Here is a 25,062-nt window from a genome sequence, read left to right on the forward strand (position 1 = left end):
TCTCTTATCCTAAGAACATTTTACTGCCGATAAATACTAGAAATACGGCAAAGATTTTTTTCAATGTTGATGTTGGTAAATGCGATGCTAATTTAGCGCCAATTCTAGTGGTTAAAATAGAAGTGATGCTTATGCCACATAAGGCCGGTAAATAAACATAACCTAAACTCATCGTTGGCAGGTTTGCTACATTTACACCATGTATGACAAAACCTATCATGCCAGCTATCGCGATTAATGTGCCACACAATGAAGAGCTGCCAATGGCTTTTCTCATTTCAATACCATAAAAGCTTAAATAAGGTACCGTAAGTGAACCACCGCCAATACCCGCTAAACTAGATACAACACCGATAACTCCACCAGAGGCCGCTGTTTTAAGAGGCGATGGCATTGTTCTTGTTGCTGTAAATTTAAGTGCTAATAGCATCTGTAGAGCCAATAAAAGCACGATAATACCAAAGACTTTAGGTAAATATTGTGTCGGTATTAATTCAGTAAGATAACTACCAATAAAGCCACCAACGACAACACCGGGTGCTAAACTTTTAATTAACCCCACTTCGACATTACCCAAACGTAAATGGTTCAATGCCGATGAGCTTGATGTAAATATAATTGTCGCTAATGATGTACCGAGCGCCATTTGCATCGCTATGCTCGAATCAATGCCAGCCAAAGGCAATAACCACAACAGCGCGGGAACGACAAGTAATCCACCACCAATACCTAATAGACCAGCCATTACACCAACGACACTACCAAGTAAAAGATATAGTGCGAAAATAGACCAAAAATCCACTGACATTTATTTACCTGCTCGAATAAACCCTAAAAGATCTTTCTGTTCAAAAAAAGACATCATATCAGTTAAAATTGTCTCCGCATCATCATGATGTAAAAGAATATTTGTCATACTTTCAATTTCAGTTAATGTTATTTGCCTAATAATGTACTTAATCTTAGCAACGTTGGAAGTATTCATACTTAAATTACGATAACCAAGCCCAATTAAGAGTAAGCACCCAATAGGATCTCCCGCTAATTCGCCACAAACACTGACAGGCAAATTATGTTGATTTGCCGTTTCTATAATCTGTTTCAATGCCAACAGCACTGCCGGATGATAAGACTCATAAACGTGCGAAACTCGAGAGTTATTTCTATCTACTGCCAACAAATATTGAGTTAAATCATTCGTGCCTACAGAAATAAAATCAACAAACCCTGCCACTCTTGGTAAGAGATAGAGCATAGATGGCACTTCAACCATCATACCGATACGAGGTTTAGAGAAATCAATTTCAGATTCACTCAATACTTCTTCATAAGCTTGGTTAATAAACGCTTTTGCCTGTCTTAATTCAGGGATACCCGAAATCATCGGCAGCATTATGGATAAATTATTATTTCCTATATTCGCTCTTATCATCGCTTTAAGCTGCAATAAAAATATATCTGGGTGATCTAAAGTAAATCGAATACCACGCCATCCTAAAAATGGGTTATCTTCTTCGATAGGTAAATAAGGTAATGGTTTATCTCCACCGATATCAAGCGTTCTCATTACCACCGGCTTTTGAGGGTAAGTTTCTAGAATCGCTTTATATTGTAGATATTGTTCTTCTTCTGATGGAAATCGTTGATGAAGCAAAAACGGTATTTCCGTACGATAAAGACCGACGCCATCAACCCCTTTATTAACCGCTATATTGGAATCGATACTTAAACCGGCATTCAAATGAATGCTCATTAAATGGCCATCAAGCGTTAGTGTTGGCTTATCAAGATCCAAAGTTATGAGTTTTGATAACTCTAGTTCTTCATTTTGTAGATCGGTATATTCTTGAATTAAGGCTTCAGTTGGCTTGATATAGAGTAAACCACTGTAACCATCCACAATAGCTAGTGATTTATGATAATGAGCAGGATTAAACTCAACCCCCATTATCGCTGGAATGCCAAGAGCCTTAGATAAAATAGCGGCGTGTGAGTTTGCTGCCCCTTCGAGAGAAATAACTGCTTTTAATTTATCTTTAGGGATGCTAGCTAACATAGATGCAGTTAGCTGAGTCGTAACAAGAATTACTGGGTGTGAAAGATCAATATCTAATTTATCTTCATAGTTCAGAAAATAGAGTAATCTTTGCCCAAGCTCTCGAACATCATTTGCTCTCTGACTTAAATAAGAATCGCTCATTCTCTCAAAACGTCCAGCATAAGACTCTATGACTTGACGCAATGCCCACTCAGCAGAGTCACCTTGATTGATCTGTTTTTTAAGATCAGCCTTTAACATAGGATCATTCAGCAAATGACTAAAGAGATCAAAAATAGCTAACGTATCACTATTTAATTCCTGTTCAAAACGTTTCTTTGCTCGTCGGAAATCTTTTAAAGCAAGTTCGACGGCATTACCAAGGCGATCTTTTTCTAGCTCAATATCAATACATGAACTTGGTAAAATTGCCTCAATTTTAGGTTGTGCATCATCAAACCACAGCGGGGCTATTCCAACGCCATTAGAGGCCGAAATGCCTTTAAACTGCTTTTGTTGTGTAGAAGAAGCTTGCAACTGAGTCGACCAACTTTCATGGGCCTTAGCGTATGCTAACACCACCGCAAGTTGAGCGGAAAGTGTCACTAAGAATGACTCTTCAATCTCGGTAAACTGACGTTTTTCTTTTTGTTGAACGACCAATACACCTAAATTCTGACGACGATAGATAATTGGTGTAGCAAGAAATGAATTAAATTTATATTCAGCAATGCTTGGAATATATTTATAGGATGGATGTACTGATGCATTCGCAAGGTTTAACGGCTCACAACTGCGTGCAACAAGACCAACAAGCCCTTCATCAATACCTAACGATACGGTATTAGGCTTAGCTTTTAAGCCCTCCGTTGCCATCAGTTCTAAACGAAGATTATCATTACTCATTAAATAAACTGAGCAGCATTCGGTTCTCATCGAATGTCGAGTATTTTTCACCAATAGTGCTAAAGCATCATCTAACGATTCTGCTTTAGCTACATGATCAACTATATCCCTGAGTTGAGTAAGCATACTAAACAATCCTTAAGGTGATAAGGTATAGACAGCTTACCCTTTTTTACCTTTCCTTTTAAATTTTCGTTCCTTAAACGGCATGGCAATAACCGCGAACTCTTTCAAGGCTCGACGATAAACATCACGTTTAAATGAAACAACTTGTCTTACTGGGTACCAATAACTAACCCACCGCCAGCCATCAAATTCCGGCGAGCGATCTCTTTGCATATTCACCTTGGATTCGTCACATTCCAAGCGTAACAAAAACCATTTTTGTTTTTGTCCAATACAGACAGGTTTTGAATCCCATCTAACTAAGCGCTTCGGTAATTTATATCGCAACCAATGTCGGCTACTTGCTAAAATACGTACGTCATTTTTAGTCAGGCCAACTTCTTCATACAATTCTCGGTACATTGCTTGTTCAGGTGTCTCACCATCATCAATGCCACCTTGTGGAAATTGCCAAGAATGTTGTCCGTATCGTTTCGCCCAGAATACTTGACCATGGCTATTGCATATCACTATCCCGACATTCGGGCGGAAACCATCGCCATCTATCACTGGATGACCTCATCATAAACTTATATTCCTTTGATTTTTTCACAGATCGCCTCTTTGAGCAAACAGGATCACGCTTTCTTGTCACGTTTTACTAAAATAACCTCGAATCTTGAATAACTTTTAATCAATTAACCACTTATCAACATAACAATGAGAGCTGCCCCACATTTATTCACCTTTTCTGTGTATAACTTTGTGAAGAAGATAAAAACAAACGAAATCACACGATAAAAATCATTTTATCAATAAGAGGGAGGGAAAAAGTAAATATCAATAAAAATGATATTAAACAAAAAGTTAAATTAAAGATCCTTTGAGTGATCTTTTCAAAAAAAAGCCTGCGATTAATATAACTACAGATCGGTTAAAGATCGAGCAATCCTATAATTACCCACAACAACCCCCTCTTTAATGTGCTATACACCTGAAAGTCAACAACTTATTCATAAATATAATACTGTATATGGATCCATAAAAATAGAAATCGATTAATAAACAATCGTGAATGTGGATAACTTAATTAGATCCAATTAAGAACACTAAAACTCTAAATTAATATGATAATCTAACCTCTTAACCCTTATTAATGAGCAACTATGAACCAACCTCCTGCAACAATTAGCGAACTGCTAACAAGAGCTGAAAATATTGCAGGCTACACGTTAGCTGAGCTTGCTAAACAAGCTCACATTTCCGTACCTGAAAATTTAAAAAGAGATAAAGGATGGGTTGGCCAATTATTAGAGTGGCATCTAGGTGCTTCTGCGGGCAGTAAACCCCTTCCAGATTTCATTGATCTTGGTATTGAGTTAAAGACCATTCCGATCAGCCACACAGGAAAACCTCTTGAAACTACGTTTGTTTCTGTTGCTCCGCTAACAGGGGTTCATAGCTTACGTTGGGAAGAATCACATGTCCGTCATAAATTAGCGCATGTTTTGTGGATCCCTGTAGAGGGAGAAAGGGAGATCCCCGTTGGCGATAGACGTGTTGGTTATCCTGTTTTATGGCAACCTTCATTAGAAGAAGAGCAACGGCTAAAACAAGATTGGGAAGAGCTAATGGATTTAATCGTTCTAGGTAAAGTTGAATCTATTACCGCAAAGCACGGTGAAGTTTTACAACTAAGACCTAAAGCGGCAAACAGCCGAGCCCTTACTGAGGCTTATGGAGAGAATGGTCAACCAATTAAAACCTTACCAAGAGGTTTCTATTTAAAGACTCATTTTACTCACGCTATTTTGACCTCATTTTTTAATTAAAAAAGGCTTACCTCAATGAGATAAGCCTTTTTGATTTTTCGGTTGATTACGCTTTTTTAAATTCGCTTTCGCTTCTTACGTTAGCTATAGCTTCTTGGTTCAGAGATTAAATTGTGTTTATTCAATAAACGGTACATTGTCGCTCGAGAAACCCCTAGCTCTTTTGCCGCTGAAGAAACTTGACCATCATGAGACTCTAGAACCATTAATAATGCATCTCGTTCTGAGTTTTCTCTGATTACTCGTAAACTACGTTTTGTATCGTTGCGCTGAGGAAGATCTAAATGCTCAAGATCTATCGTCATACTATCTGCAAGAAGAACTGCTCGTTTCACTTGGTTTACTAGTTCACGAACATTTCCTGGCCACGGGTAATGCAGCATCGTTTGCATCGCATCTTCAGAGAATGTACGTGCCTGAGTATTATACTCTTTAGCATAACGTTGAAGAAAATGTTCAGCTAAAATAATAATATCCGAGCTTCTCTCTTTTAATGACGGTACATGAATACGAAGTACATTTAAGCGGTAATAAAGTTCTTCTTTAAATCCACCTTCTTCTATCGCTTTTTCAAGATCAATATGACTAGCAACAATAACTCGCACATCAATATCCATAAAACCTTGCGATGTTTCAATGTTCCCTTCTTGTAAGAAGCGTAATAACAGTTGTTGCTGGCTTATCGGTAAATCGCTTATATCATTTAAGAATAATGTACCACCATTCGCTTGAAACAGCTTTGATTGTTCATATTCAGAAAGATGGAGACCAAACAATTCTTGCTCTATTTTTAATTCAGATAATGAACCACAATTTAGAGAAATAAACGGGCCTTTATTACGACCAGATGAATCATGGACAGCTCTAGCTACCGCATCTTTACCTACACCGCTTTCACCAGAAATTAAGATTGATACATCCGTTGGTGCAACTCGGCGAATTTGATCTCGTAAACGCTTAACGGCAGGTGCTTCACCAAGAATACCTAAATCTGATTTTGTCCCCATATTAGGCCAAACTTTACGTTCAAGCTTCAACATACCTAATTGGTGTCCAATCGTACTTAACAGTTGTGCATCAGGGATTGGGGCTGTGAAAAAATCAATACAGAAATTAACGATAAATTGACAAATAGTATCTGAGCTTAATTGAGATTCACGAATGAATGCCATCCAGCGTACTTGTTTATTGTTATTAACTAACGTGGCGATGCCATTAAGGCTAAAATCATCTTGGCTTAAATCTACAATACCAATGCATGGGCCAATTTCGTCAAACAATACTTGTGCTGCTCGAAGATCATAACAACGATGACAACGCCAACCAACTTGTTCTAATACTGCTAACCAAGGTTCATAACTTCCGCCAACAACCACTAATGAACCTGGAACAGAATCCATACGAAACTGAGTACCCATAAGCCTTACCTCTAAAATTCTTTAAAATAAATCAACTGAAAATCTTTATAGAGCAACTATACAGGTTTTAAGACGAACCCAGGTCTCACAAATGAGATGCCCGTCATTCTTTTAACAAAAAACACACAATAAAAAATATAAAACAAATGATAGTTAACATAACAGAACAAAAACTGACTCATTTATAAGAAATTGAAATATTTTTAGTATAAAAGACAATTTTTTAATTACTTTTAGTAGATTAAATGGGGAAAGAAATGAATTGTAAAAATTAGGTCAATTGATATATGAAAGTCATTAATTTTTGATTTATACGTATATGTTAGAAAATAGAATAAAAAAAGAGCGACTATTAAGCCGCTCTTCTCTACATTTTATTCTAAATTATGCTTGTGGGCGCATAGAAGGGAATAAAATTACGTCACGAATTGTGTGAGTGTTAGTGAATAGCATCACTAAACGGTCGATACCAATACCTTGACCCGCAGTTGGCGGTAAACCGTGTTCAAGAGCTGTAATGTAGTCTGCATCGTAATACATTGCTTCATCATCACCAGACTCTTTAGCGTTAACTTGCGCTTTAAAACGCTCATCTTGGTCTTGTGCATCATTCAACTCAGAGAAACCATTCGCTACTTCACGGCCACCAATGAAGAATTCAAAACGGTCTGTAATGAAATCATTGTTGTCGTTACGACGTGCTAATGGTGAGATATCTGCTGGGTATTCTGTAATGAACGTTGGTTGCATTAGTTGAGGTTCAGCCGTTTCGCCAAAGATCTCTTCTAAAAGCTGACCACATGTCCAGAAGCTTTCAACTTCAACATGAACTGATTTCGCAATAGAAACCATTAAGTCACGATCTTGAACGCCTTCATATGTTAGCGCTTGGATTTCTGCGTGCTCTGGGTTGTACATTTTGATCGCGTCTAACATGCTCATACGCGCATATTTACCACCAAAATCAACTGTCGCTTCACCGTAAGGCATTTTGTCACTGCCTAGTACAGATGTTGCCACTTGAGATAGCATTGCTTCAGTTAGATCCATCAGATCGTTGTAATCAGCGTACGCCATGTAGAATTCCATCATTGTGAATTCAGGGTTATGACGTGGAGATAGACCTTCGTTACGGAAGTTACGGTTGATTTCGAATACACGCTCAAAACCACCAACAACTAGACGTTTAAGATAAAGCTCAGGTGCAACACGTAAGTACATGTCAACATCAAGTGCATTATGGTGAGTAACGAATGGACGAGCCGATGCGCCACCAGGGATAACGTGCATCATTGGCGTTTCAACTTCCATGAAGCCTTTATCAACCATGAAGTTACGAATTGCAGAAACCACTTTAGAGCGGATAATAAATGCAGTACGAGAATCTTCATTTACGATAAGGTCAACATAACGCTGACGGTAACGCATTTCTTGGTCAGTTAAACCGTGGAATTTTTCAGGCAATGGACGTAGTGCTTTAGTTAGCAGTACGAACTCTTCCATATTCACGTAAAGATCGCCTTTACCTGATTTATGTAGAGCACCTTTAACACCGATGATGTCACCGATATCTAGGCCTTGGTATTTTTCTTTAAGCTCTTTTTGCACATCTTTTGATGCGTAAGCTTGGATCTTGCCAGACACTTCTTGGATCAATAAGAAAGGACCGCGCTTCGCCATTACACGGCCAGCAATTGCTACAATGTGGTTTAATTCTTCTAGCTCTTCTTTGGTCTTTTCACCAAATTCCGATTGAAGATCCGCAGCAAGACTGTCACGACGGAAGTCATTCGGGTGGCCATTAGCCTTACATGCTTGACGGATATGGTCTAATTTACCACGGCGTTCTGCAATCAGTTTGTTTTCATCTAGTTGTACTTGGTCAGTCATAATGAACCCTTTCTTATAATCCAGATTTTAAGCTGGCTTCGATAAATTTATCTAAATCACCGTCTAATACGGCTTGCGTATTACGATTTTCAATGCCGGTACGCAAATCTTTAATGCGCGAATCATCCAATACGTATGAGCGAATCTGACTGCCCCACCCAATATCGGATTTAGAATCTTCGTTTACTTGTTTCTCTGCGTTTTGTTTCTGAAGCTCAAGTTCAAACAGTTTCGCTTTCAACTGCTTCATCGCTTGTGCTTTGTTTTTATGCTGAGAACGATCATTTTGACATTGCACTACTGTATTTGTCGGAACGTGAGTAATACGTACCGCAGATTCAGTGGTGTTTACGTGTTGACCACCCGCGCCAGAAGCTCGGTATACATCAATACGTAAATCAGCAGGATTAATATCCACTTCAATGTTGTCATCTATTTCAGGATAGATAAACGCTGAAGCAAATGAGGTATGTCGGCGACCACTTGAATCAAATGGAGACTTACGAACTAAACGGTGTACACCCGTTTCGGTACGTAACCAACCATAAGCATATTCACCAGAGATACGTACTGTTGCGCCTTTAAGGCCTGCAACATCACCATCAGAAACTTCGATAATCTCAGTTTTAAACCCTTTTGCTTCCGCCCAACGCAAATACATACGCAACATCATAGATGTCCAATCTTGCGCTTCTGTACCGCCAGAACCCGATTGTAAATCAATATAACAATCAGAAGAATCATGCGCACCAGAGAACATACGGCGAAATTCTAATTTCGCTAATTTGTCTTCTAAGTCAGCAAGCTCTGGTTCAATCTCATCAAAAGTTTCTTGATCTTGCTCTTCAACAGCTAACTCAAGTAAACCTTCAACGTCTTCGCCGCCTTGATCTAACTGATCAATTGTTTCAACAATCGCTTCCAAAGAGGCACGTTCTTTACCTAGCGCTTGAGCGCGCTCTGGTTCATTCCATACTTCTGGTTGTTCTAGCTCTGCATTGACTTCTTCTAGACGCTCTTTTCTCGCATCATAGTCAAAGGTACCCCCTCAGGATATTTGTGCGATCAGACACATCCTGTAGGCGGTTTTTAATAGGATTAATTTCGAACATGGTGTTTATCATCGCCGAATAAAAAATAACCGAGTGATTTTAACCAAAAGTGTGATAGAAATCGAGGTATTTCACCCTTTGAAAGCAAGAACAATAAGTATTGAGAAAATGGTGTAAATTTAATCACATCAAATTTATTTTTATTTAACCTCAGCTCGGAATACGAGCCTTTCCATTTTCATACAAAGCAAAGCATTAACATGTCATTAGGTATTTCTTAACGACAAGTTAAGTAATGATTAACCTTGCCGTTTTTATAAGAGGCTTTTCTATTGTTTATTTATATAGGTTCGATGTATTCAACCATTAACTGTAATGTTTGATTGCCTCTGAATTCATTGATATCTAAACGATACGCCAATTTTACTTTTTGCACCGATGCATCAGGCCAGCGGCGAATATCAATATTAAAGGCAATGGCATCTACCATTTTATTGGTCGGAAAATCTCTATGAATAGGTTCCAACATCAGTTTAAGATGCTTCTCACCCACTAATCGTTGATTCAATACTTTAAACTCACCATCAAAAGTAGGCTCAGGAAAAGCTTGTCCCCATGGCCCACCTGCTCGAATGATTTCAGCGGTGCCTAAAGTAAATTCTTCTGGCGTTAATTCCCCATCAGATAATACAATCCCATTTAGCGCCTCTTCTTCTACGGATTCTCGAACCACATCATCAAAAGCTTGGCTAAATTTCTTATAATCAACGTCTTTAATGGTTAAGCCTGCCGCCATTGCATGACCACCAAATTTTAGAATCAAGCCTGGATTACGGGTATCAATTAAATCCAATGCATCACGCATGTGGAACCCTGCAATTGAACGACACGACCCTTTAATAAACCCATCACCACCATCAGCAAAGGCGATCACAGGACGGTGATATTTTTCTTTAATACGAGAAGCAAGAATTCCAATCACACCCTGATGCCAATCTCGTTGAAATAAGACCAAGCCAAAAGGCAATTCACTTTGTGCACCAAATTCTAAGCGCTCACAAATTGCCATCGCTTCCTCTTTCATGCCTTGCTCTATCTCTTTACGAGTTTGATTCAACGCATCCAGCTCAGAAGCCATTCGACGCGCAGCGTGAATGTTGTTGGACATAAGAAGCTCAACACCAAATGACATATCATCCAATCGGCCAGCAGCATTAATTCTTGGCCCAAGCGCAAAACCAAAATCAGAAGCAACAATACGAGAAGGGACTTTATTCGCCACTTCAATTAGCGCCTGAATACCCGGACGGCATTTTCCTGCACGAATACGTTGAATACCTTGATGTACCAAAATGCGGTTATTTTCGTCCAGAGCCACTAAATCAGCAACGGTACCTAAAGCCACCAAATCCAATAGATCAGCCAGGTTTGGAATTGGAATGTTTTGAGTTTCAAACCAATTGTTTTCGCGTAAACGAGCACGGATAGCCAGCATCAAGTAGAAAGCAACACCAACGCCTGCTAATGATTTTGATGGAAACGCACATTCTTCAAGATTGGGGTTAACAATTGAATCTGCAATTGGCAAAGAAGACCCCGGTAGATGGTGATCGGTTACAACCACTTGCATTCCATAGGCTTTCGCTGCGGCAACGCCTTCAATAGAAGAAACCCCGTTATCCACTGTCATTATGATCTCTGCGCCCATAGCCTTGGCTTGGTCGACAACATCAGGGCTTAATCCGTAACCATCTTCAAAACGGTTAGGCACTAAGTAATCAACATTACTGCTGCCCATTAATCGAAATGCCATGACAGATAATGCCGAACTCGTCGCGCCATCAGCATCAAAATCACCCACAACGATAATACGAGTTTGCTTTGCTATCGCCTCAACTAAAATATCAACGGCTTTAGTAATGCCATGCATAGATTGAAATGACAGTAGCGATCTCGCCCCACGGTCTAACTGAGCGTTTGATGTAATGCCACGAGCAGCATAAATCCGTTGTAAGATTGAAGGAATTGAACTTGGTAAAGCAGGTATTTCAGGAATAAGACGACGTTTCACTTCAATCATGACAATAGCCTAAAGTTAGGGGGTACTAAGATAAAAAAATCCCCGCACCATGCTTATATAAAATAAGTCGTGCGGGGATTTAAATTAAGTTCAGAAAGAATTACTTTTCTAAATCTTTCAAAAGCTCTTGTGCTGGTTTATAACCAGGAACGAGATCGCCATTAGGAAGTACGATAGCAGGTGTACCATTCACACCCATTTTACGACCTAATAAATATTGTTCTTTGATGATATTTTTACACTGTGCTGTGGCTGGTTTTGAACCATTAATATCACGGTTTGATTTAGCGTCTTCCATTGCTTGTTGCTTATCATCTGCACACCAAATTTGAGCCATTTTATCCGCAACAGAACCTTGGTAACCTTGGCGAGGATACGCTAAATAACGCACAGTAATACCGGCATCATTATAGTCTTTCATCTCTTTATGAAGCTTTGTACAGTAGCCACAGGTGATGTCAGTAAAGACGGTAATTACATGCTTTTCGTTTTTCGCAGGGAACACAATCATGTTCTCACTTTGGCTATCAACTAGCTTCGCAAACCGAGCGGCTAACAAATCTTTCATGTTGCCATTTTCATCAAATTCAAAAATACGACCTTGAATGAAGTGCTTACCATCATCTGATACATAAAAAATACCAAATGGGGTTTCAACTTGTTTAAAACCATCAACTTCTGAGTCGTGAATTGCTTCAACTGGTAAACCTAATGTCGTTAAACGCTGAGTAATGGCTTGCTCTGAATCAGCCTGGGATACTTCAACGACTGATGTCGATACTGCTTTTTCTTTTGCTTGCTCATCAGAACATGCAGTAAAAGAAATCACACTCAATAAAGCAATACACATCGCGCTAGTACGGCGAATAAATGACATAAAATGTACCTATAAAAAAAGTAAAAGTAGAAGGTTTAAATTTTAGAGTAATAAACCAGCAAGAAGTTCCCTGAACACTATGAACGAGGGTGATGCTCTTGATGGATCTGTTTTAAACGTTCCGTTGCAACATGAGTATATATTTGTGTCGTCGAAAGATCACTATGTCCTAACAACATTTGTACGACTCTAAGATCTGCCCCATAGTTTAGCAAGTGAGTCGCAAAAGCATGGCGTAAAACGTGTGGTGATAATTTATCAGAATCAATACCAGCAATCACTGCATAATGTTTAATACGATGCCAAAAGGTTTGCCTTGTCATTTGTCGGGCACGTTTACTTGGAAAAACCACATCCGAGCTTTTTTCGCCAAGCAACGCTGGGCGGCCGTGGTCTAGAAAAGTTTGGATCCAATCAACCGCGTTTTCACCCATCGGCACTAAACGTTCTTTGTCCCCTTTACCCGTAACCCGCACGACTCCTTGACGCAAACTTAAATTCTCCATAGTTAGGCTCACAAGCTCAGTAACACGTAAACCCGTTGCATAGAGCAGCTCTAGCATAGCGCGATCACGGAGCTCTAATGGATCTTCTACATTTGGGGCTTCCAATAGGTCATTAACCTGATCTTCGCTTAAATCTTTTGGTAGCCTTTGCGGTAATTTAGGGCTAATCAATAAAGCGGTTGGATCATCACCACGAATTTTTTCTCGATGTAAGTATTGGAAAAATCGACGAAGTGCTGACAACATACGCGCTCGTGAAGTCTGCTTATATTCTTTATCTACCAAGTATGCTTGATATTCATTTAGACCCATCGCTGAAATAGAGGCGCATTTATAATGATTATCTTCTAGCCATTGCAGTAATTTCACCAAATCATTTCGATACGAAGCCAACGTATTTTCTGATAATCCACGTTCCATCCACATGGTATCTAAAAAACGCTCAATTAAAGCCATATCACTGTTCATTACCATCACCATTTACTGAAAACCAAAAAATACTGGTTAGAATCACAGTATTAAACAATTTTACGCGCTTTCAATGCAAGTTTAATTTTAATTATCATTTGCGGTACACTAGACTTTCGTCCTCTTTAATTATGGTAGTTAAAATGAAAATTGGTCTGTTTTACGGCTCTTCCACTTGTTACACCGAAATGGCATCTGAAAAAATCAGAGCAACAATGGGCGAAGAGTTGGTTGATATCTACAATATTAAAGAGACCCCAGTGGTTACAATGAACGATTATGACCTATTGCTACTTGGCATTTCCACATGGGATTTTGGTGAAATTCAAGAAGATTGGTTGGCCGTATGGGAAGAACTTGATGGCCTTTCTTTACAAGGTAAAACAATCGCTCTATTTGGGTTAGGTGATCAAGAAGGCTATGGCGAATGGTTCTTAGATGCGATGGGTTTATTGCATGACGAACTGAAATCAACGGATGCTAAGTTTATCGGTTATTGGAAGAATGAAGGCTATCTATTTGATGCATCAAAAGCATTAACTGAAGATGAATCTCACTTTGTAGGTTTAGCGCTAGATGAAGACAGTCAATATGATAAGAGTGATGAGCGTATTGAGCAGTGGTGTGAACAGGTGTTAGTTGAGTATCACGATTCACTTTAAAACTAGAAACGATACGCTTCACTAACTAGATAGCTTCGCTCCTATAAAAGAAAAGAGCGAGTAAACTTAAACAGTTACACTCGCTCTTATAGTCTCTAATCTCTAGAATTATGCATTCTTAGTTACTAATTCGTCTTCTTTCTTACCAACAAAACGAACTATAATCATCGATGCAAACGTTGGGATAACCCAAGCCATACCATGATCAAACATTGGTAACATAGAGAATACAGACATATCCGCACCCGCTACTTTTGCAGCGTCTAATATTGCAAAAAGCGTAGCCACTAAAATGACAACTTGATAAGCAAGGCGAGGATTTGGCATAAACTTACGCACAAAAGCTAATACAACCAGAGCAATAGCTATCGGGTAAAGTAAGAACAATACAGGTACAGACAATGTAATTAACTGGCTTAAACCAACATTAGCTACCACTGCACATGCCACACCAACAATAATAACCCATGTTTTATACGTTACTTTACAAATTGAGCTAAAGTAATCTGCACATGCTGAAATCAAACCAATAGCTGTTGTTAAACAAGCAATCAAAACAATAATAGAAAGTACAATTTGGCCAGAAGAACCAAATAATGCATGTGTGTAAGCCGTTAAAATAACCCCACCATTATCTGCGCCACCCGCTACTGCACTTGAGGTTGCTCCCAAATAAAATAGTGAAATATAAACAAATGCCAAGCCCGATGCGGCAATTAAACCAGCAATAGTTAAATACTTAGTTGTTGCTTTGTGTTCAGTAATTCCTTTGCTCTTTAACGCATCAATGATCAAAATACCAAACATTAATGCACCAAAGGTATCCATGGTGTTATAGCCTTCAAAGAATCCCGTAGTTAAAGGGCTATCAATGTAGTTTCCTGTTGCTGCAACAATCTCACCTTGAGGGTTAACAAACACAGCAATAGCTAACACAATTAAACCAATAAATAATGCAGGTGTTAAGAACTTACCAATCGTATCGATAAGTTTACCTTGAGACCATGCAAAGAACATTGCGATTGAAAAGAATGCGATTGAAAATAATGTTAGAGAAAGTTGACCCGCATCAGCTCCAAGGAAAGGTTTTGCCGCCATTTCATAGGCAACCAATCCTGTACGTGGCGCGGCAAAAGCCGGACCAATAATAACGAACATTAAGATCGCCATTATCATTGCAACTTTAGGTGGTAAATCGCGAGTAAGATGATGCCAAGAACCACCAGACACACCAATAGCAATAATCGTAAATAGTGGTAAACCAACGGCTGTAATTAAAAATCCACTCATCGCGCTGAAAACATGTTCACCAGCCATTTGACCAGCAATTGGTGGGAAGATGATATTACCCGCGCCTAAAAAGAAGGCAAAAAGCATAAAGCCAACGGCGATGATATCGGCGAGTTTTAATGACTGTTTCATAGGAAACCCTTGTATAATGTTGTGTGTATTTAATGTTGTTTTTATATCTTTTTCGATATTTATGTCAGAATAATGAACAAATTATCAATAATTCGCAATAGTCTAGAGAAAAACACCATAATCAAATTGCTAAAAAGCCAATAAGCAGTGTTATTCACTATTAATTAGTTTTATAAAAGAGTGATCAATTAGCATTCAAAGATTCAACAAAATATCAAAAATAGAATATCACACTATTTAACATATAAATTACAACACTAACAACCACACTCATATTGAGCTAATTATGAATAAAAGTTTCACTTTCAAACAATTTCGTATCGATATTGGGCAATGCGGTATGCCAGTAAGCACTGACGGTGTTTTATTAGGTGCGTGGGCAACGATAAATAACAGCCTATCGATCTTAGATATCGGTTGTGGAACTGGATTATTAAGCTTGATGTGTGCTCAAAGAGAGCCATTAAGTCAAATTGATGCGGTTGAATTAATGCCTGTTGCGGTAGAGGTCGCTCAAACAAACTTCCAAAATAGTATATGGACAAAACAAATAACCTTATTCCATCAAGATATTCTCTCTTTTTCTCCACAAAAAAAATACGATTCCATCATTTGTAACCCTCCTTATTTTAATAGTGGAGAGCAATCACAGAAGGGGGAGCGCTCTGTTGCTCGTCATACTGACGCCTTGCCATTTGTTGATTTACTAGCACAATGCAAAAAATTACTTTCTTCACAGGGGCGTGCCAGTTTCATTCTTCCGCTCATTGAAGGCGAAAAATTTATTGAAATAGCTAAAAATCACGATTTTAAGCTAACTAAGCTAACTAAAATAAAAACAACAGAAAAAAAATCCGTTTCTCGCTTACTAATAGAGCTATCTCTTTTTCCTTATGTTTATCAAGAGACTACATTAATAATTCATAACAAAAATAGTTATAGTGATGCCTTTATTAACCTAACTAGATGTTTTTATCTCAATATGGATTAAAAGATCGGGATCCATCTCTAATAAATCATTATAATGTCTGGCTAACATCATATTTATACTCTTTAGACCTGAACGGAGAATCCAACAGTGATCAAAACGTTTGCTGATCTCGATCTATCCCCTAACCTACTGCGCGCTCTTGAGGAGATTGGTTATCAACGTCCAACTCAAGTTCAGGCTATGGCTATCCCTGAAGCATTAGAAGGTAAAGATATCCTTGCTTCTGCTCCAACTGGTACTGGTAAATCTGCCGCTTTCTTATTACCGGCTTTACAGCATCTTGACGATTTCCCACGTCGTGATCCAGGTCCTGCTCGCGTATTAATCCTGACTCCGACACGTGAACTTGCTATTCAAGTCGCTGATGAAGCTCGTGAGTTAGCAAAATATACTCACCATAAAGTATTCACCATTACCGGTGGTATCAGCTATCAAGAACACGCTGATATTCTTGCAAGAACTCAAGATATCGTTGTAGCAACTCCAGGACGTTTAATGGAATACATCGAAGCTGAACGCTTTGATTGTCGTGCTATTGAAACACTGATCCTTGATGAAGCTGACCGTATGTTGGATATGGGCTTTGGTCCTGTTGTTGACCGTCTTTCAAAAGAATGCCGTTGGCGTAAACAAACCTTCTTGTTCTCTGCAACATTAGAAGGTCGTGGTGTTGATGGTTTTACTGCTGATCTATTAAACGAACCAGCAAAAATCATCGCAGAGCCATCTCGCCGTGAACGTAAAAAAATCACTCAGTGGTATCATCGTGCAGATAGCTTGCCGCATAAAATAGAACTACTGAAAAGTATTCTAACGAACCAAACTGAGCGCGCGATTGTGTTTGTAAAAACGCGTGAACGTCTTGCTGAACTTCGTGGTCACTTAGAAACAGCTAAGATTTCATGTGCTTGGTTACAAGGTGAAATGCCTCAAGAAAGCCGAAATAACGCAATCACTCGTTTCCGTGATGGCAAAGTTAACGTATTGATAGCAACGGATGTTGCTGCTCGTGGTATCGATTTACCTGATGTAAGCCATGTAATTAACTTTGATATGCCTCGTACCGCTGATGTGTATTTACACCGTATCGGCCGTACTGCTCGCGCAGGTAAGAAAGGTAATGCGGTTTCTTTGATTGAAGCGCATGACCAAAATATGATGGAACGCGTTGGTCGCTACGTTAAAGAAGAAGATGAGATCATTAAAGAGCGCTTTGTTGAAGGATTAAAACCACAACATAAAAAAGCGGTATTTAAGAATAAGCAGAAAAAGAACGCGAAGAAAAAAGCGGCTTTAGCGAAGAAAAACGCACCAAAGAAGAAAAAGAAAAAGTAATTTCTATACGCTTCGCTAGCTATAACGCTACGATCTAAAACAATAAAAGCAGCCTGTATTTACAGGCTGCTTTTTTATTAGAAGTCACTTAGGAACTAGGGACATAAAAAAACCCGCCATCAGCGGGTTTTTGATTAACTCAATTCGAGCGGTCTATAATAAAAATTATAGTACGTCGATTGCGTTAAGGTCAGCAAATGCTTTTTCAAGACGTGCAACCATTGAAGCTTGACCTGCACGTAACCAAACGCGTGGATCGTAGTACTTCTTGTTAGGCGCAGATTCGCCAGTTGGGTTACCGATTTGACCTTGTAGGAAATCACGGTTTTCAGCTTCGTATGCACGAACGCCATCCCATGAAGCCCACTGAGTATCAGTATCGATGTTCATTTTGATAACGCCGTAACCGATAGACTCTTGGATTTCTGCTTCAGAAGAACCAGAACCACCGTGGAATACGAAGTTAAGTGCGTCAGATGCGATACCAAATTTCTCAGCACAGTAAGCTTGAGAATCACGTAGGATCGTTGGAGTAAGAACAACGTTACCTGCTTGGTAAACACCGTGTACGTTACCGAAAGATGCCGCGATAGTGAAACGTGGGCTGATAGCCGTTAGTTTCTCGTATGCGTATGCAACATCTTCAGGAGAAGTGTAAAGCTCAGATGCGTCCATATCAGAGTTATCAACGCCGTCTTCTTCACCACCAGTACAACCAAGTTCAATCTCGATTGTCATGTTCATTTTAGCCATGCGCTCTAGGTACTTAGCACAAGTTTCGATGTTCTCTTCTAGAGACTCTTCAGAAAGGTCTAGCATGTGTGAAGAGAATAAAGGCTTACCAGTTTCAGCGAAGAATACTTCACCTGCGTCTAGTAGTCCGTCGATCCAAGGAAGAAGTTTCTTAGCAGCATGGTCAGTATGAAGAATAACTGGAACACCGTAAGATTCAGCAACTGCGTGAACGTATTTTGCACCAGCTACAGCGCCAAGGATTTGTGCACCTTGACCTTCAAGTTGAACGCCTTTACCAGCGAAGAAACCAGCACCGCCGTTAGAGAACTGAACAACAACTGGCGCTTTAGCTTTAGAAGCAGCTTCAAGAACAGCATTGATAGTATCAGTATTCACTACGTTTACCGCAGGAAGAGCAAATTTGTTTTCTTTTGCTACTGCAAATACTTTCTGTACGTCGTCGCCAGAAATAACACCAGGTTTTACAAAATCGAAGATCTTAGACATGGAAATAGTCCTATTTATTCTATCGTTTTAAAATTAAAAAACTTACGTTCAAATTTTTGCAAACGTTTGCTCACAACTTTTCTTATTGTATCAATAAAAATTGTCATCAACAAACGTAAAAAACGGGAATGTTTAGATTCCCGCTTTTCAAATAATTATGCTTTAGCACGCTCTTCAAGCATAGCTACTGCAGGAAGTACTTTACCTTCAACGAACTCAAGGAATGCACCACCACCAGTAGAGATGTAAGAAACGTCAGCTTTGATACCGAATTTATCGATAGCCGCTAGCGTATCACCGCCACCTGCTACAGAGAAACCTTCAGAATCAGCGATTGCTTTTGAAATACCAGCAGTACCCGCTTCAAAGTTTTTGAATTCAAATACGCCAACAGGGCCATTCCAAAGAATTGTTTTTGCATTCTTGATGATGTCTGCAAGTACTGCAGTAGAATCTGGACCAAGGTCAAAGATCATGTCGTCATCTTGAACGTCTGCAACGTTTTTGATTTCAGCTTCAGCGTTTTCATCAAATGCTTTTGCACACGCAACGTCAGTAGCAACAGGAATTGCACACTCTACCATCAGTTTTTTAGCCGTTTCAACTAGGTCAGCTTCGTATAAAGACTTACCTACGTTGTGACCTTGAGCTGCGATGAATGTGTTCGCGATACCACCACCAACAACAAGTTGGTCAGCGATTTTAGATAAAGACTCAAGAACCGTTAGCTTAGTTGATACTTTAGAACCACCAACGATTGCAACAAGTGGACGAGCAGGATTGTCCATTGCTTTACCTAGTGCTTCAAGTTCAGCAGCTAGAAGAGGACCAGCACACGCTACAGGAGCGTTCATGCCAACACCGTGAGTTGATGCTTGAGCACGGTGAGCAGTACCAAATGCGTCCATCACGAAGATGTCACATAATGCTGCGTATTTCTTAGAAAGCTCTTCTTCGTTCTTCTTCTCGCCTTTGTTAAAGCGAACGTTTTCAAGAACAACTAACTCACCAGCGTTTAACTCAAGACCATCTAGGTAATCTTTAGCTAGTTTAACGTCACAATCTAGCGCGTCATTTAAGTAGTTAACTACAGGAGCTAGAGAGAACTCTTCGTTGTATTCGCCTTCCGTTGGACGACCTAGGTGAGAAGTAACCATTACTTTAGCGCCAGCTTCCAAGCAAAGCTTGATCGTTGGTAGAGATGCTAGGATACGAGCATCAGAAGTTACTTTACCATCTTTAACTGGTACGTTTAGGTCAGCACGGATAAATACGCGTTTACCTGCAAGTTCCAGGTCAGTCATCTTGATTACAGACATTTTTTGTCCTCTCAATTAAATAATAAAAAGTTTTCAAGTTCGGCATCATTGCCAAACCGATTAAATTCTTACTGCATTATTCAGTAAATAGGGATGGAGTTCACTTTTTTCAAGGTGATAATTAATCTTTTTTCTCTTTCCATCACAAATTTCTTGAATGACGCTTTTATTTTCTCATAACTAATGCGGTATCTAGCATTCGATTAGCGAATCCCCATTCGTTATCACACCAAACCAGCATTTTAACTAAGTGCCCATTACTTACTCTTGTTTGTGAGCCATCGACAATCGCACTGTGGGGATCATGATTAAAATCGATAGAAACAAGCGGCGCTTCAGTATAGTCAACAATGTTATGTAATGTACACCGAGATGCATTAACAATGGTTTGATTTATGTCATTAACTTTCACATTTGTATTAATTGTTACACTTAAATCCATCGCAGTGACGTTTACCGTCGGCACCCTCACGGAAATCGCTTCAAATTTGTTAGAAAATTTCGGGAAAATTCGTTCAATACCTTTATGCAATTTGGTATCAACCGGAATAATAGATTGGCTTGCCGCTCGTGTACGTCGTAAATCAGAATGGTATGCATCAATAACAGGTTGATCATTCATCGCTGAGTGAATTGTCGTAATCGTACCCGAATCAATACCAAACGCATCATCAATGGCTTTAATGACAGGAATAATACAGTTGGTAGTGCAAGATCCATTAGAGACAACTCTATGCTCTGGAAGCAATGTGTCATGATTAACACCGTAAATAATAGTGTTATCTAAGTCTGCGCTTCCTGGATGTGAAAACAACACTTTTTTAGCGCCCGCATCAATGTGTCTCTCGCCATCCGCTTTAGACCCATAAACACCTGTACAATCCAGGACTAAATCCACTTGCAATGATTGCCATGGCAAAAGGGAAATATTCGCTTGATGCACAATACGAATTCGATCTTGAGAGCCATCAGGTAAGTCGATATAAAGATATTCCTGATCATGAGTCACTTTATGTTGGAAGCGTCCATGAGTTGAATCGTACTGAAAAAGGTGTGCCATCCCTTCAGGTTGTGATAATTCATTCACAGCCACAATTTCTATTTGATCACGTTTTCCGCTTTCATATAAAGCACGAAGAACACTACGACCAATTCGACCAAATCCATTTATCGCCACTCTTAACATAATTCCATTCACTCAGATTTATTTGTCGCCTATTGTACTCTTTTCGCTTTTTTCTTAAAGGATCAAAAAAGCGAAGCCACCTTTCGATAACTTCGCTTTTTATTCAGTTACTCACTTTTATTAAGCGAATGACTTTTGATTAAGCTAAAAGCTCTTTTGCTGTGTTTACTACATTTTCAGTAGTGAAACCAAACATTTTGAATAGCTCGTCAGCAGGCGCTGATTCACCAAACGTTGTCATACCGATGATCTTGCCACCGAAACCAACGTACTTGTACCAGAAGTCAGCAATACCGGCTTCAACAGCGATACGCTTAGTTACCGATGATGGTAAAACCGCTTCACGGTACGCTTCATCTTGCTTATCAAATGCATCTGTTGATGGCATTGAAACAACACGTACTGATTTACCTTCAGCCGTCAATTGAGCCGCAGCTTCAACCGCTAGTTCTACTTCAGAACCCGTCGCTATAAGGATAAGCTCAGGTTGGCCTTCACAATCTTTCAGGATGTAGCCACCCTTTGCGATGTTAGCCACTTGCTCAGCATCACGATCTTGTTGTGCAAGATTTTGACGAGAGAAGATAAGTGCTGATGGACCATCACGACGTTCAATCGCTAGTTTCCAAGAAACAGCAGACTCAACTTGGTCACATGGACGCCATGTGCTCATGTTCGGAGTTAAACGTAGTGACGCAATTTGCTCAACAGGTTGGTGAGTTGGACCATCTTCACCTAGACCGATTGAATCGTGAGTGTACACTTGGATGTTCTGAATTTTCATCAGTGCAGCCATACGCATTGCGTTACGTGCGTATTCCATGAACATTAGGAACGTTGCGCCGTATGGTACGAAACCACCGTGCAGAGCGATACCGTTCATGATTGCTGTCATCGCAAATTCACGTACACCGTAATGAATGTAGTTGCCAGAGAAATCATCTGCAGTTAATGACTTAGAACCAGACCACATCGTCAAGTTAGACGGTGCAAGGTCAGCAGAGCCGCCCATGAATTCAGGTAGCATAGCACCAAATGCTTCTAGTGCATTTTGAGAGGCTTTACGTGATGCGATATTTGCAGGGTTCGCTTGAAGATCAGCAATGATTGCAGAGGCTTTTTCTTCCCACTCAGCAGGTAAGTCACCGTTTACACGACGCTTATATTCAGCAGCCAATTCTGGGTGTGCAGTAGCGTAGGCATCAAATTTAGCATTCCAAGACGCTTCTTTTGCTGTGCCCGCTTCTTTTGCATTCCATTCAGCGTATACATCAGTAGGGATCTCAAAAGGACCAAATTCCCAACCAAGTTTCGCTTTAGTCGCAACAATCTCATCAGCACCTAGTGGAGCACCGTGACAATCATGCGTGCCTTGCTTATTTGGAGAACCAAAACCAATTACTGTCTTAGTACAAATAAGCGTTGGACGGCCCGTTTCAGCTTTAGCTGCTTCAATCGCTGCATTGATTGCATCTGCATCGTGACCATCTACAGCAGGGATTACATGCCAACCGTACGCTTCAAAACGTTTAGGCGTATCGTCAGAGAACCAACCTTCAACATGACCATCAATAGAGATACCGTTGTCATCCCAGAAAGCAACCAGCTTACCAAGACCTAATGTACCCGCTAAAGAACACGCTTCATGAGAAATACCTTCCATTAAACAACCATCGCCCATGAACACGTATGTGTTGTGATCAACGATATCATGACCTTCACGGTTAAATTGTGCAGCTAATGCTTTTTCAGCCATCGCCATACCAACACCGTTAGTAATACCTTGGCCTAATGGGCCAGTTGTTGTTTCGATGCCCGGTGCATAACCGTACTCAGGGTGACCTGGAGTTTTAGAATGCAATTGACGGAAGTTCTTTAAGTCTTCGATAGACAGGTCGTAACCTGAAAGATGAAGCAGAGAATAAATCAGCATTGAACCGTGACCATTCGAAAGAATGAAACGGTCGCGATCAGCCCACTCTGGATTTTGTGGGTTGTGATTTAGGTGACTACGCCATAATACTTCAGCGATGTCTGCCATGCCCATTGGTGCACCTGGGTGACCAGAATTTGCTTGTTGTACACCGTCCATGCTTAAAGCGCGGATTGCATTTGCTAAATGTTTACGTGAAGACATGCCTGCTCCTGAAAATTCGAAGGACTATATATTTATTGAGCTAGTTAACTCTTGATTAGTTACCCATATTTATGGATTAACTTAAATTTGCAGCGCCGTATTGTCGCAAAGCCTTATCTGCACTGCAAACGATTACTTAGGAAATAAAGTGCTTTTTTTCACTATTTTGAAAGAAAATCAGATTTCTATAGATAAATCTGATTGTTAAACGCAAACGATTGGTTATGTCTTATATTCATATCATTCGTTGAAATGGGTTGTAATTAATCAGTTTTTCTCTATTATAGCCGTCTAGATGGAAAAACACCTACACTGTTATACGTATAGACTTATATAGATTGTGGGTATTTTTAGAACTTATTATTTATAAAATTGGAGCTCCTTTAATGGCTAAGCACCTATTTACCTCTGAGTCAGTATCAGAAGGTCATCCAGATAAAATTGCCGACCAGATTTCAGATGCCGTACTTGATGCAATCCTAGAGCAAGATCCAAAAGCTCGTGTTGCTTGTGAAACGTACGTAAAAACTGGCATGGTTATGGTCGGTGGTGAAGTAACAACTTCAGCATGGGTAGATATCGAAGAAATTACTCGTGAAACCGTTCGTGAAATTGGTTATGTTCATTCAGATATGGGCTTTGATGCTAACTCTTGTGCAGTATTAAACACAATTGGTAAGCAATCTCCAGACATCAACCAAGGTGTTGATAAAGCCGATCCAAGAGATCAAGGCGCTGGTGACCAAGGTATCATGTTTGGTTACGCAACGAACGAAACACCAATTTTAATGCCTGCACCAATTACTTACTCTCACCTACTTGTTAAAAAGCAAGCGGAAGTACGTAAGAGCGGCAAGCTGGACTTCTTACGTCCAGATGCAAAATCTCAAGTAACGTTCCAATACGACCAAGGTAAAATTGTTGGTATTGATGCGGTTGTACTTTCAACTCAACACAGCGATTCTGTAACAACAGCCGATCTACGTGAAGCAGTAATGGAAGAAATTATCAAACCAGTATTGCCTGCTGAATGGCTAAGTAAAGAAACTAAATTCTTTATTAACCCAACAGGTCGTTTTGTTATCGGTGGCCCAATGGGTGACTGTGGCCTGACTGGTCGTAAAATCATCGTAGATACTTACGGCGGCGCAGCTCGTCACGGTGGCGGTGCATTTTCTGGTAAAGATCCATCAAAAGTTGACCGTTCAGCAGCATACGCAGCACGTTACGTAGCGAAAAATATCGTGGCAGCTGGCATGGCTGATCGTTGTGAAATCCAACTTTCTTACGCTATCGGTGTTGCTGATCCAACATCAATCATGGTTGAAACGTTTGGTACTGAAAAAGTATCTCACGACATCATCATTGAAGCGGTTCGTCAGCACTTTGACCTACGTCCATACGGCCTACAAGAAATGCTTAACCTTCTTCAGCCTATCTACAAGAAGACGGCAGCATACGGTCACTTCGGTCGTGAAGAATTCCCTTGGGAAGCGACAGATAAAGCAGAAATCCTTCGTGATTTCGCTGGCATTAAGTAATTCAAGACTTAAGAACTCTTTTAAAAAGGAAGCTTCGGCTTCCTTTTTTGTTTTC

19 protein-coding genes are annotated in these 25,062 nt (G+C 39.8%); 5 read left to right on the forward strand and 14 right to left on the reverse strand.

Annotation, left to right across the window (positions count from 1 at the left end; genetic code table 11):
* Positions 1 to 4: 4 nt before the first annotated feature.
* From A6E03_RS02195 to rppH, 3 genes are read right to left on the reverse strand one after another with little or no spacing between them, the layout of a single operon-like run.
* Positions 5 to 808: a sulfite exporter TauE/SafE family protein gene (locus tag A6E03_RS02195; RefSeq protein ID WP_065600096.1), complete on the reverse strand. Its 804-nt coding sequence runs from the start codon at positions 806 to 808 to the stop codon at positions 5 to 7.
* Positions 809 to 3,070 carry a phosphoenolpyruvate--protein phosphotransferase gene (gene ptsP / locus A6E03_RS02200; protein ID WP_065594027.1) on the reverse strand — a complete coding sequence of 754 codons (2,262 nt, stop codon included), beginning with the start codon at positions 3,068 to 3,070 and terminating at the stop codon, positions 809 to 811.
* A 36-nt stretch (positions 3,071 to 3,106) separates the two neighbouring features.
* On the reverse strand, positions 3,107 to 3,619 hold the full coding sequence (rppH, locus tag A6E03_RS02205) for an RNA pyrophosphohydrolase (protein WP_005417607.1): 513 nt from the start codon (positions 3,617 to 3,619) through the stop codon (positions 3,107 to 3,109).
* A gap of 596 nt (positions 3,620 to 4,215) precedes the next feature.
* Here rppH and mutH point away from each other — a divergent pair.
* Positions 4,216 to 4,881, forward strand: a complete 666-nt coding sequence (gene mutH / locus A6E03_RS02210) for a DNA mismatch repair endonuclease MutH (protein WP_065600097.1) — start codon at positions 4,216 to 4,218, stop codon at positions 4,879 to 4,881.
* An 80-nt stretch (positions 4,882 to 4,961) separates the two neighbouring features.
* Here mutH and A6E03_RS02215 read toward each other — a convergent pair whose 3' ends face one another.
* The 6 genes from A6E03_RS02215 to xerD all read right to left on the reverse strand — a co-directional run bounded on the left by A6E03_RS02215 (position 4,962) and on the right by xerD (position 13,184).
* Positions 4,962 to 6,299, reverse strand: a complete 1,338-nt coding sequence (locus A6E03_RS02215) for a sigma-54 dependent transcriptional regulator (RefSeq protein ID WP_065594029.1) — start codon at positions 6,297 to 6,299, stop codon at positions 4,962 to 4,964.
* A 384-nt stretch (positions 6,300 to 6,683) separates the two neighbouring features.
* On the reverse strand, positions 6,684 to 8,189 hold the full coding sequence (gene lysS / locus A6E03_RS02220; RefSeq protein WP_065594030.1) for a lysine--tRNA ligase: 1,506 nt from the start codon (positions 8,187 to 8,189) through the stop codon (positions 6,684 to 6,686).
* A 13-nt stretch (positions 8,190 to 8,202) separates the two neighbouring features.
* Positions 8,203 to 9,301, reverse strand: a protein-coding gene (gene prfB, locus A6E03_RS02225; RefSeq protein WP_141676993.1) for a peptide chain release factor 2 whose coding sequence is annotated in 2 segments (ribosomal slippage) — positions 8,203 to 9,225 and positions 9,227 to 9,301 — 1,098 coding nt in all. Because the reading frame shifts where the segments join, the coding sequence is not laid out codon by codon here.
* Between the two features lie 280 nt (positions 9,302 to 9,581).
* On the reverse strand, positions 9,582 to 11,321 hold the full coding sequence (gene recJ, locus A6E03_RS02230; protein WP_065594032.1) for a single-stranded-DNA-specific exonuclease RecJ: 1,740 nt from the start codon (positions 11,319 to 11,321) through the stop codon (positions 9,582 to 9,584).
* Positions 11,322 to 11,421: 100 nt separating this feature from the next.
* On the reverse strand, positions 11,422 to 12,198 hold the full coding sequence (gene dsbC, locus A6E03_RS02235; RefSeq protein WP_065594033.1) for a bifunctional protein-disulfide isomerase/oxidoreductase DsbC: 777 nt from the start codon (positions 12,196 to 12,198) through the stop codon (positions 11,422 to 11,424).
* Positions 12,199 to 12,275: 77 nt separating this feature from the next.
* The gene (gene xerD / locus A6E03_RS02240) at positions 12,276 to 13,184 is read right to left on the reverse strand and encodes a site-specific tyrosine recombinase XerD (RefSeq protein ID WP_065594034.1); all 909 of its coding nucleotides are present in this window, start codon (positions 13,182 to 13,184) and stop codon (positions 12,276 to 12,278) included.
* Between the two features lie 131 nt (positions 13,185 to 13,315).
* On the opposite strand from xerD, the gene fldB reads away from it, so the two are divergent.
* On the forward strand, positions 13,316 to 13,834 hold the full coding sequence (gene fldB / locus A6E03_RS02245; RefSeq protein WP_065594035.1) for a flavodoxin FldB: 519 nt from the start codon (positions 13,316 to 13,318) through the stop codon (positions 13,832 to 13,834).
* 108 nt (positions 13,835 to 13,942) lie between these two features.
* Here the strand turns inward: fldB and brnQ are convergent, their stop codons facing one another.
* Positions 13,943 to 15,256, reverse strand: a complete 1,314-nt coding sequence (brnQ, locus tag A6E03_RS02250) for a branched-chain amino acid transport system II carrier protein (protein ID WP_065594036.1) — start codon at positions 15,254 to 15,256, stop codon at positions 13,943 to 13,945.
* Between the two features lie 286 nt (positions 15,257 to 15,542).
* Here brnQ and A6E03_RS02255 point away from each other — a divergent pair, with 286 nt between their 5' ends.
* Positions 15,543 to 16,247 (forward strand): tRNA1(Val) (adenine(37)-N6)-methyltransferase, encoded by a 705-nt coding sequence (locus A6E03_RS02255; RefSeq protein WP_065594037.1) that lies wholly within the window; start codon positions 15,543 to 15,545, stop codon positions 16,245 to 16,247.
* Between the two features lie 87 nt (positions 16,248 to 16,334).
* On the forward strand, positions 16,335 to 17,582 hold the full coding sequence (gene srmB / locus A6E03_RS02260; protein WP_065594038.1) for an ATP-dependent RNA helicase SrmB: 1,248 nt from the start codon (positions 16,335 to 16,337) through the stop codon (positions 17,580 to 17,582).
* A gap of 165 nt (positions 17,583 to 17,747) precedes the next feature.
* Here srmB and fbaA read toward each other — a convergent pair whose 3' ends face one another.
* The 4 genes from fbaA to tkt form a co-directional block, all read right to left on the reverse strand.
* On the reverse strand, positions 17,748 to 18,824 hold the full coding sequence (fbaA, locus tag A6E03_RS02265; RefSeq protein ID WP_065594039.1) for a class II fructose-bisphosphate aldolase: 1,077 nt from the start codon (positions 18,822 to 18,824) through the stop codon (positions 17,748 to 17,750).
* A 155-nt stretch (positions 18,825 to 18,979) separates the two neighbouring features.
* On the reverse strand, positions 18,980 to 20,143 hold the full coding sequence (locus A6E03_RS02270) for a phosphoglycerate kinase (RefSeq protein ID WP_065594040.1): 1,164 nt from the start codon (positions 20,141 to 20,143) through the stop codon (positions 18,980 to 18,982).
* Between the two features lie 166 nt (positions 20,144 to 20,309).
* Positions 20,310 to 21,329: an erythrose-4-phosphate dehydrogenase gene (gene epd / locus A6E03_RS02275; RefSeq protein ID WP_065594041.1), complete on the reverse strand. Its 1,020-nt coding sequence runs from the start codon at positions 21,327 to 21,329 to the stop codon at positions 20,310 to 20,312.
* 139 nt (positions 21,330 to 21,468) lie between these two features.
* The gene (gene tkt, locus A6E03_RS02280; RefSeq protein ID WP_065600098.1) at positions 21,469 to 23,466 is read right to left on the reverse strand and encodes a transketolase; all 1,998 of its coding nucleotides are present in this window, start codon (positions 23,464 to 23,466) and stop codon (positions 21,469 to 21,471) included.
* A 386-nt stretch (positions 23,467 to 23,852) separates the two neighbouring features.
* Here tkt and metK point away from each other — a divergent pair, with 386 nt between their 5' ends.
* Positions 23,853 to 25,007: a methionine adenosyltransferase gene (gene metK, locus A6E03_RS02285; RefSeq protein ID WP_065594043.1), complete on the forward strand. Its 1,155-nt coding sequence runs from the start codon at positions 23,853 to 23,855 to the stop codon at positions 25,005 to 25,007.
* Positions 25,008 to 25,062 lie beyond the last annotated feature (55 nt).

The organism is Aliivibrio sp. 1S128, assembly GCF_001691065.1.
Taxonomy (GTDB): Bacteria; Pseudomonadota; Gammaproteobacteria; order Enterobacterales; family Vibrionaceae; genus Aliivibrio.

Bases quoted from the DNA above. Each gene is read 5' to 3' on its own strand.
- A6E03_RS02195 (WP_065600096.1), bottom strand. From the start codon at position 808: ATGTCAGTGGATTTTTGGTCTATTTTCGCACTATATCTTTTACTTGGT.
- brnQ (WP_065594036.1), bottom strand. From the start codon at position 15,256: ATGAAACAGTCATTAAAACTCGCCGATATCATCGCCGTTGGCTTTATG.
- fldB (WP_065594035.1), top strand. From the start codon at position 13,316: ATGAAAATTGGTCTGTTTTACGGCTCTTCCACTTGTTACACCGAAATG.
- mutH (WP_065600097.1), top strand. From the start codon at position 4,216: ATGAACCAACCTCCTGCAACAATTAGCGAACTGCTAACAAGAGCTGAA.
- epd (WP_065594041.1), bottom strand. From the start codon at position 21,329: ATGTTAAGAGTGGCGATAAATGGATTTGGTCGAATTGGTCGTAGTGTT.
- dsbC (WP_065594033.1), bottom strand. From the start codon at position 12,198: ATGTCATTTATTCGCCGTACTAGCGCGATGTGTATTGCTTTATTGAGT.
- lysS (WP_065594030.1), bottom strand. From the start codon at position 8,189: ATGACTGACCAAGTACAACTAGATGAAAACAAACTGATTGCAGAACGC.
- metK (WP_065594043.1), top strand. From the start codon at position 23,853: ATGGCTAAGCACCTATTTACCTCTGAGTCAGTATCAGAAGGTCATCCA.
- tkt (WP_065600098.1), bottom strand. From the start codon at position 23,466: ATGTCTTCACGTAAACATTTAGCAAATGCAATCCGCGCTTTAAGCATG.
- A6E03_RS02255 (WP_065594037.1), top strand. From the start codon at position 15,543: ATGAATAAAAGTTTCACTTTCAAACAATTTCGTATCGATATTGGGCAA.
- A6E03_RS02215 (WP_065594029.1), bottom strand. From the start codon at position 6,299: ATGGGTACTCAGTTTCGTATGGATTCTGTTCCAGGTTCATTAGTGGTT.
- fbaA (WP_065594039.1), bottom strand. From the start codon at position 18,824: ATGTCTAAGATCTTCGATTTTGTAAAACCTGGTGTTATTTCTGGCGAC.
- recJ (WP_065594032.1), bottom strand. From the start codon at position 11,321: ATGATTGAAGTGAAACGTCGTCTTATTCCTGAAATACCTGCTTTACCA.
- A6E03_RS02270 (WP_065594040.1), bottom strand. From the start codon at position 20,143: ATGTCTGTAATCAAGATGACTGACCTGGAACTTGCAGGTAAACGCGTA.
- ptsP (WP_065594027.1), bottom strand. From the start codon at position 3,070: ATGCTTACTCAACTCAGGGATATAGTTGATCATGTAGCTAAAGCAGAA.
- xerD (WP_065594034.1), bottom strand. From the start codon at position 13,184: ATGGTGATGGTAATGAACAGTGATATGGCTTTAATTGAGCGTTTTTTA.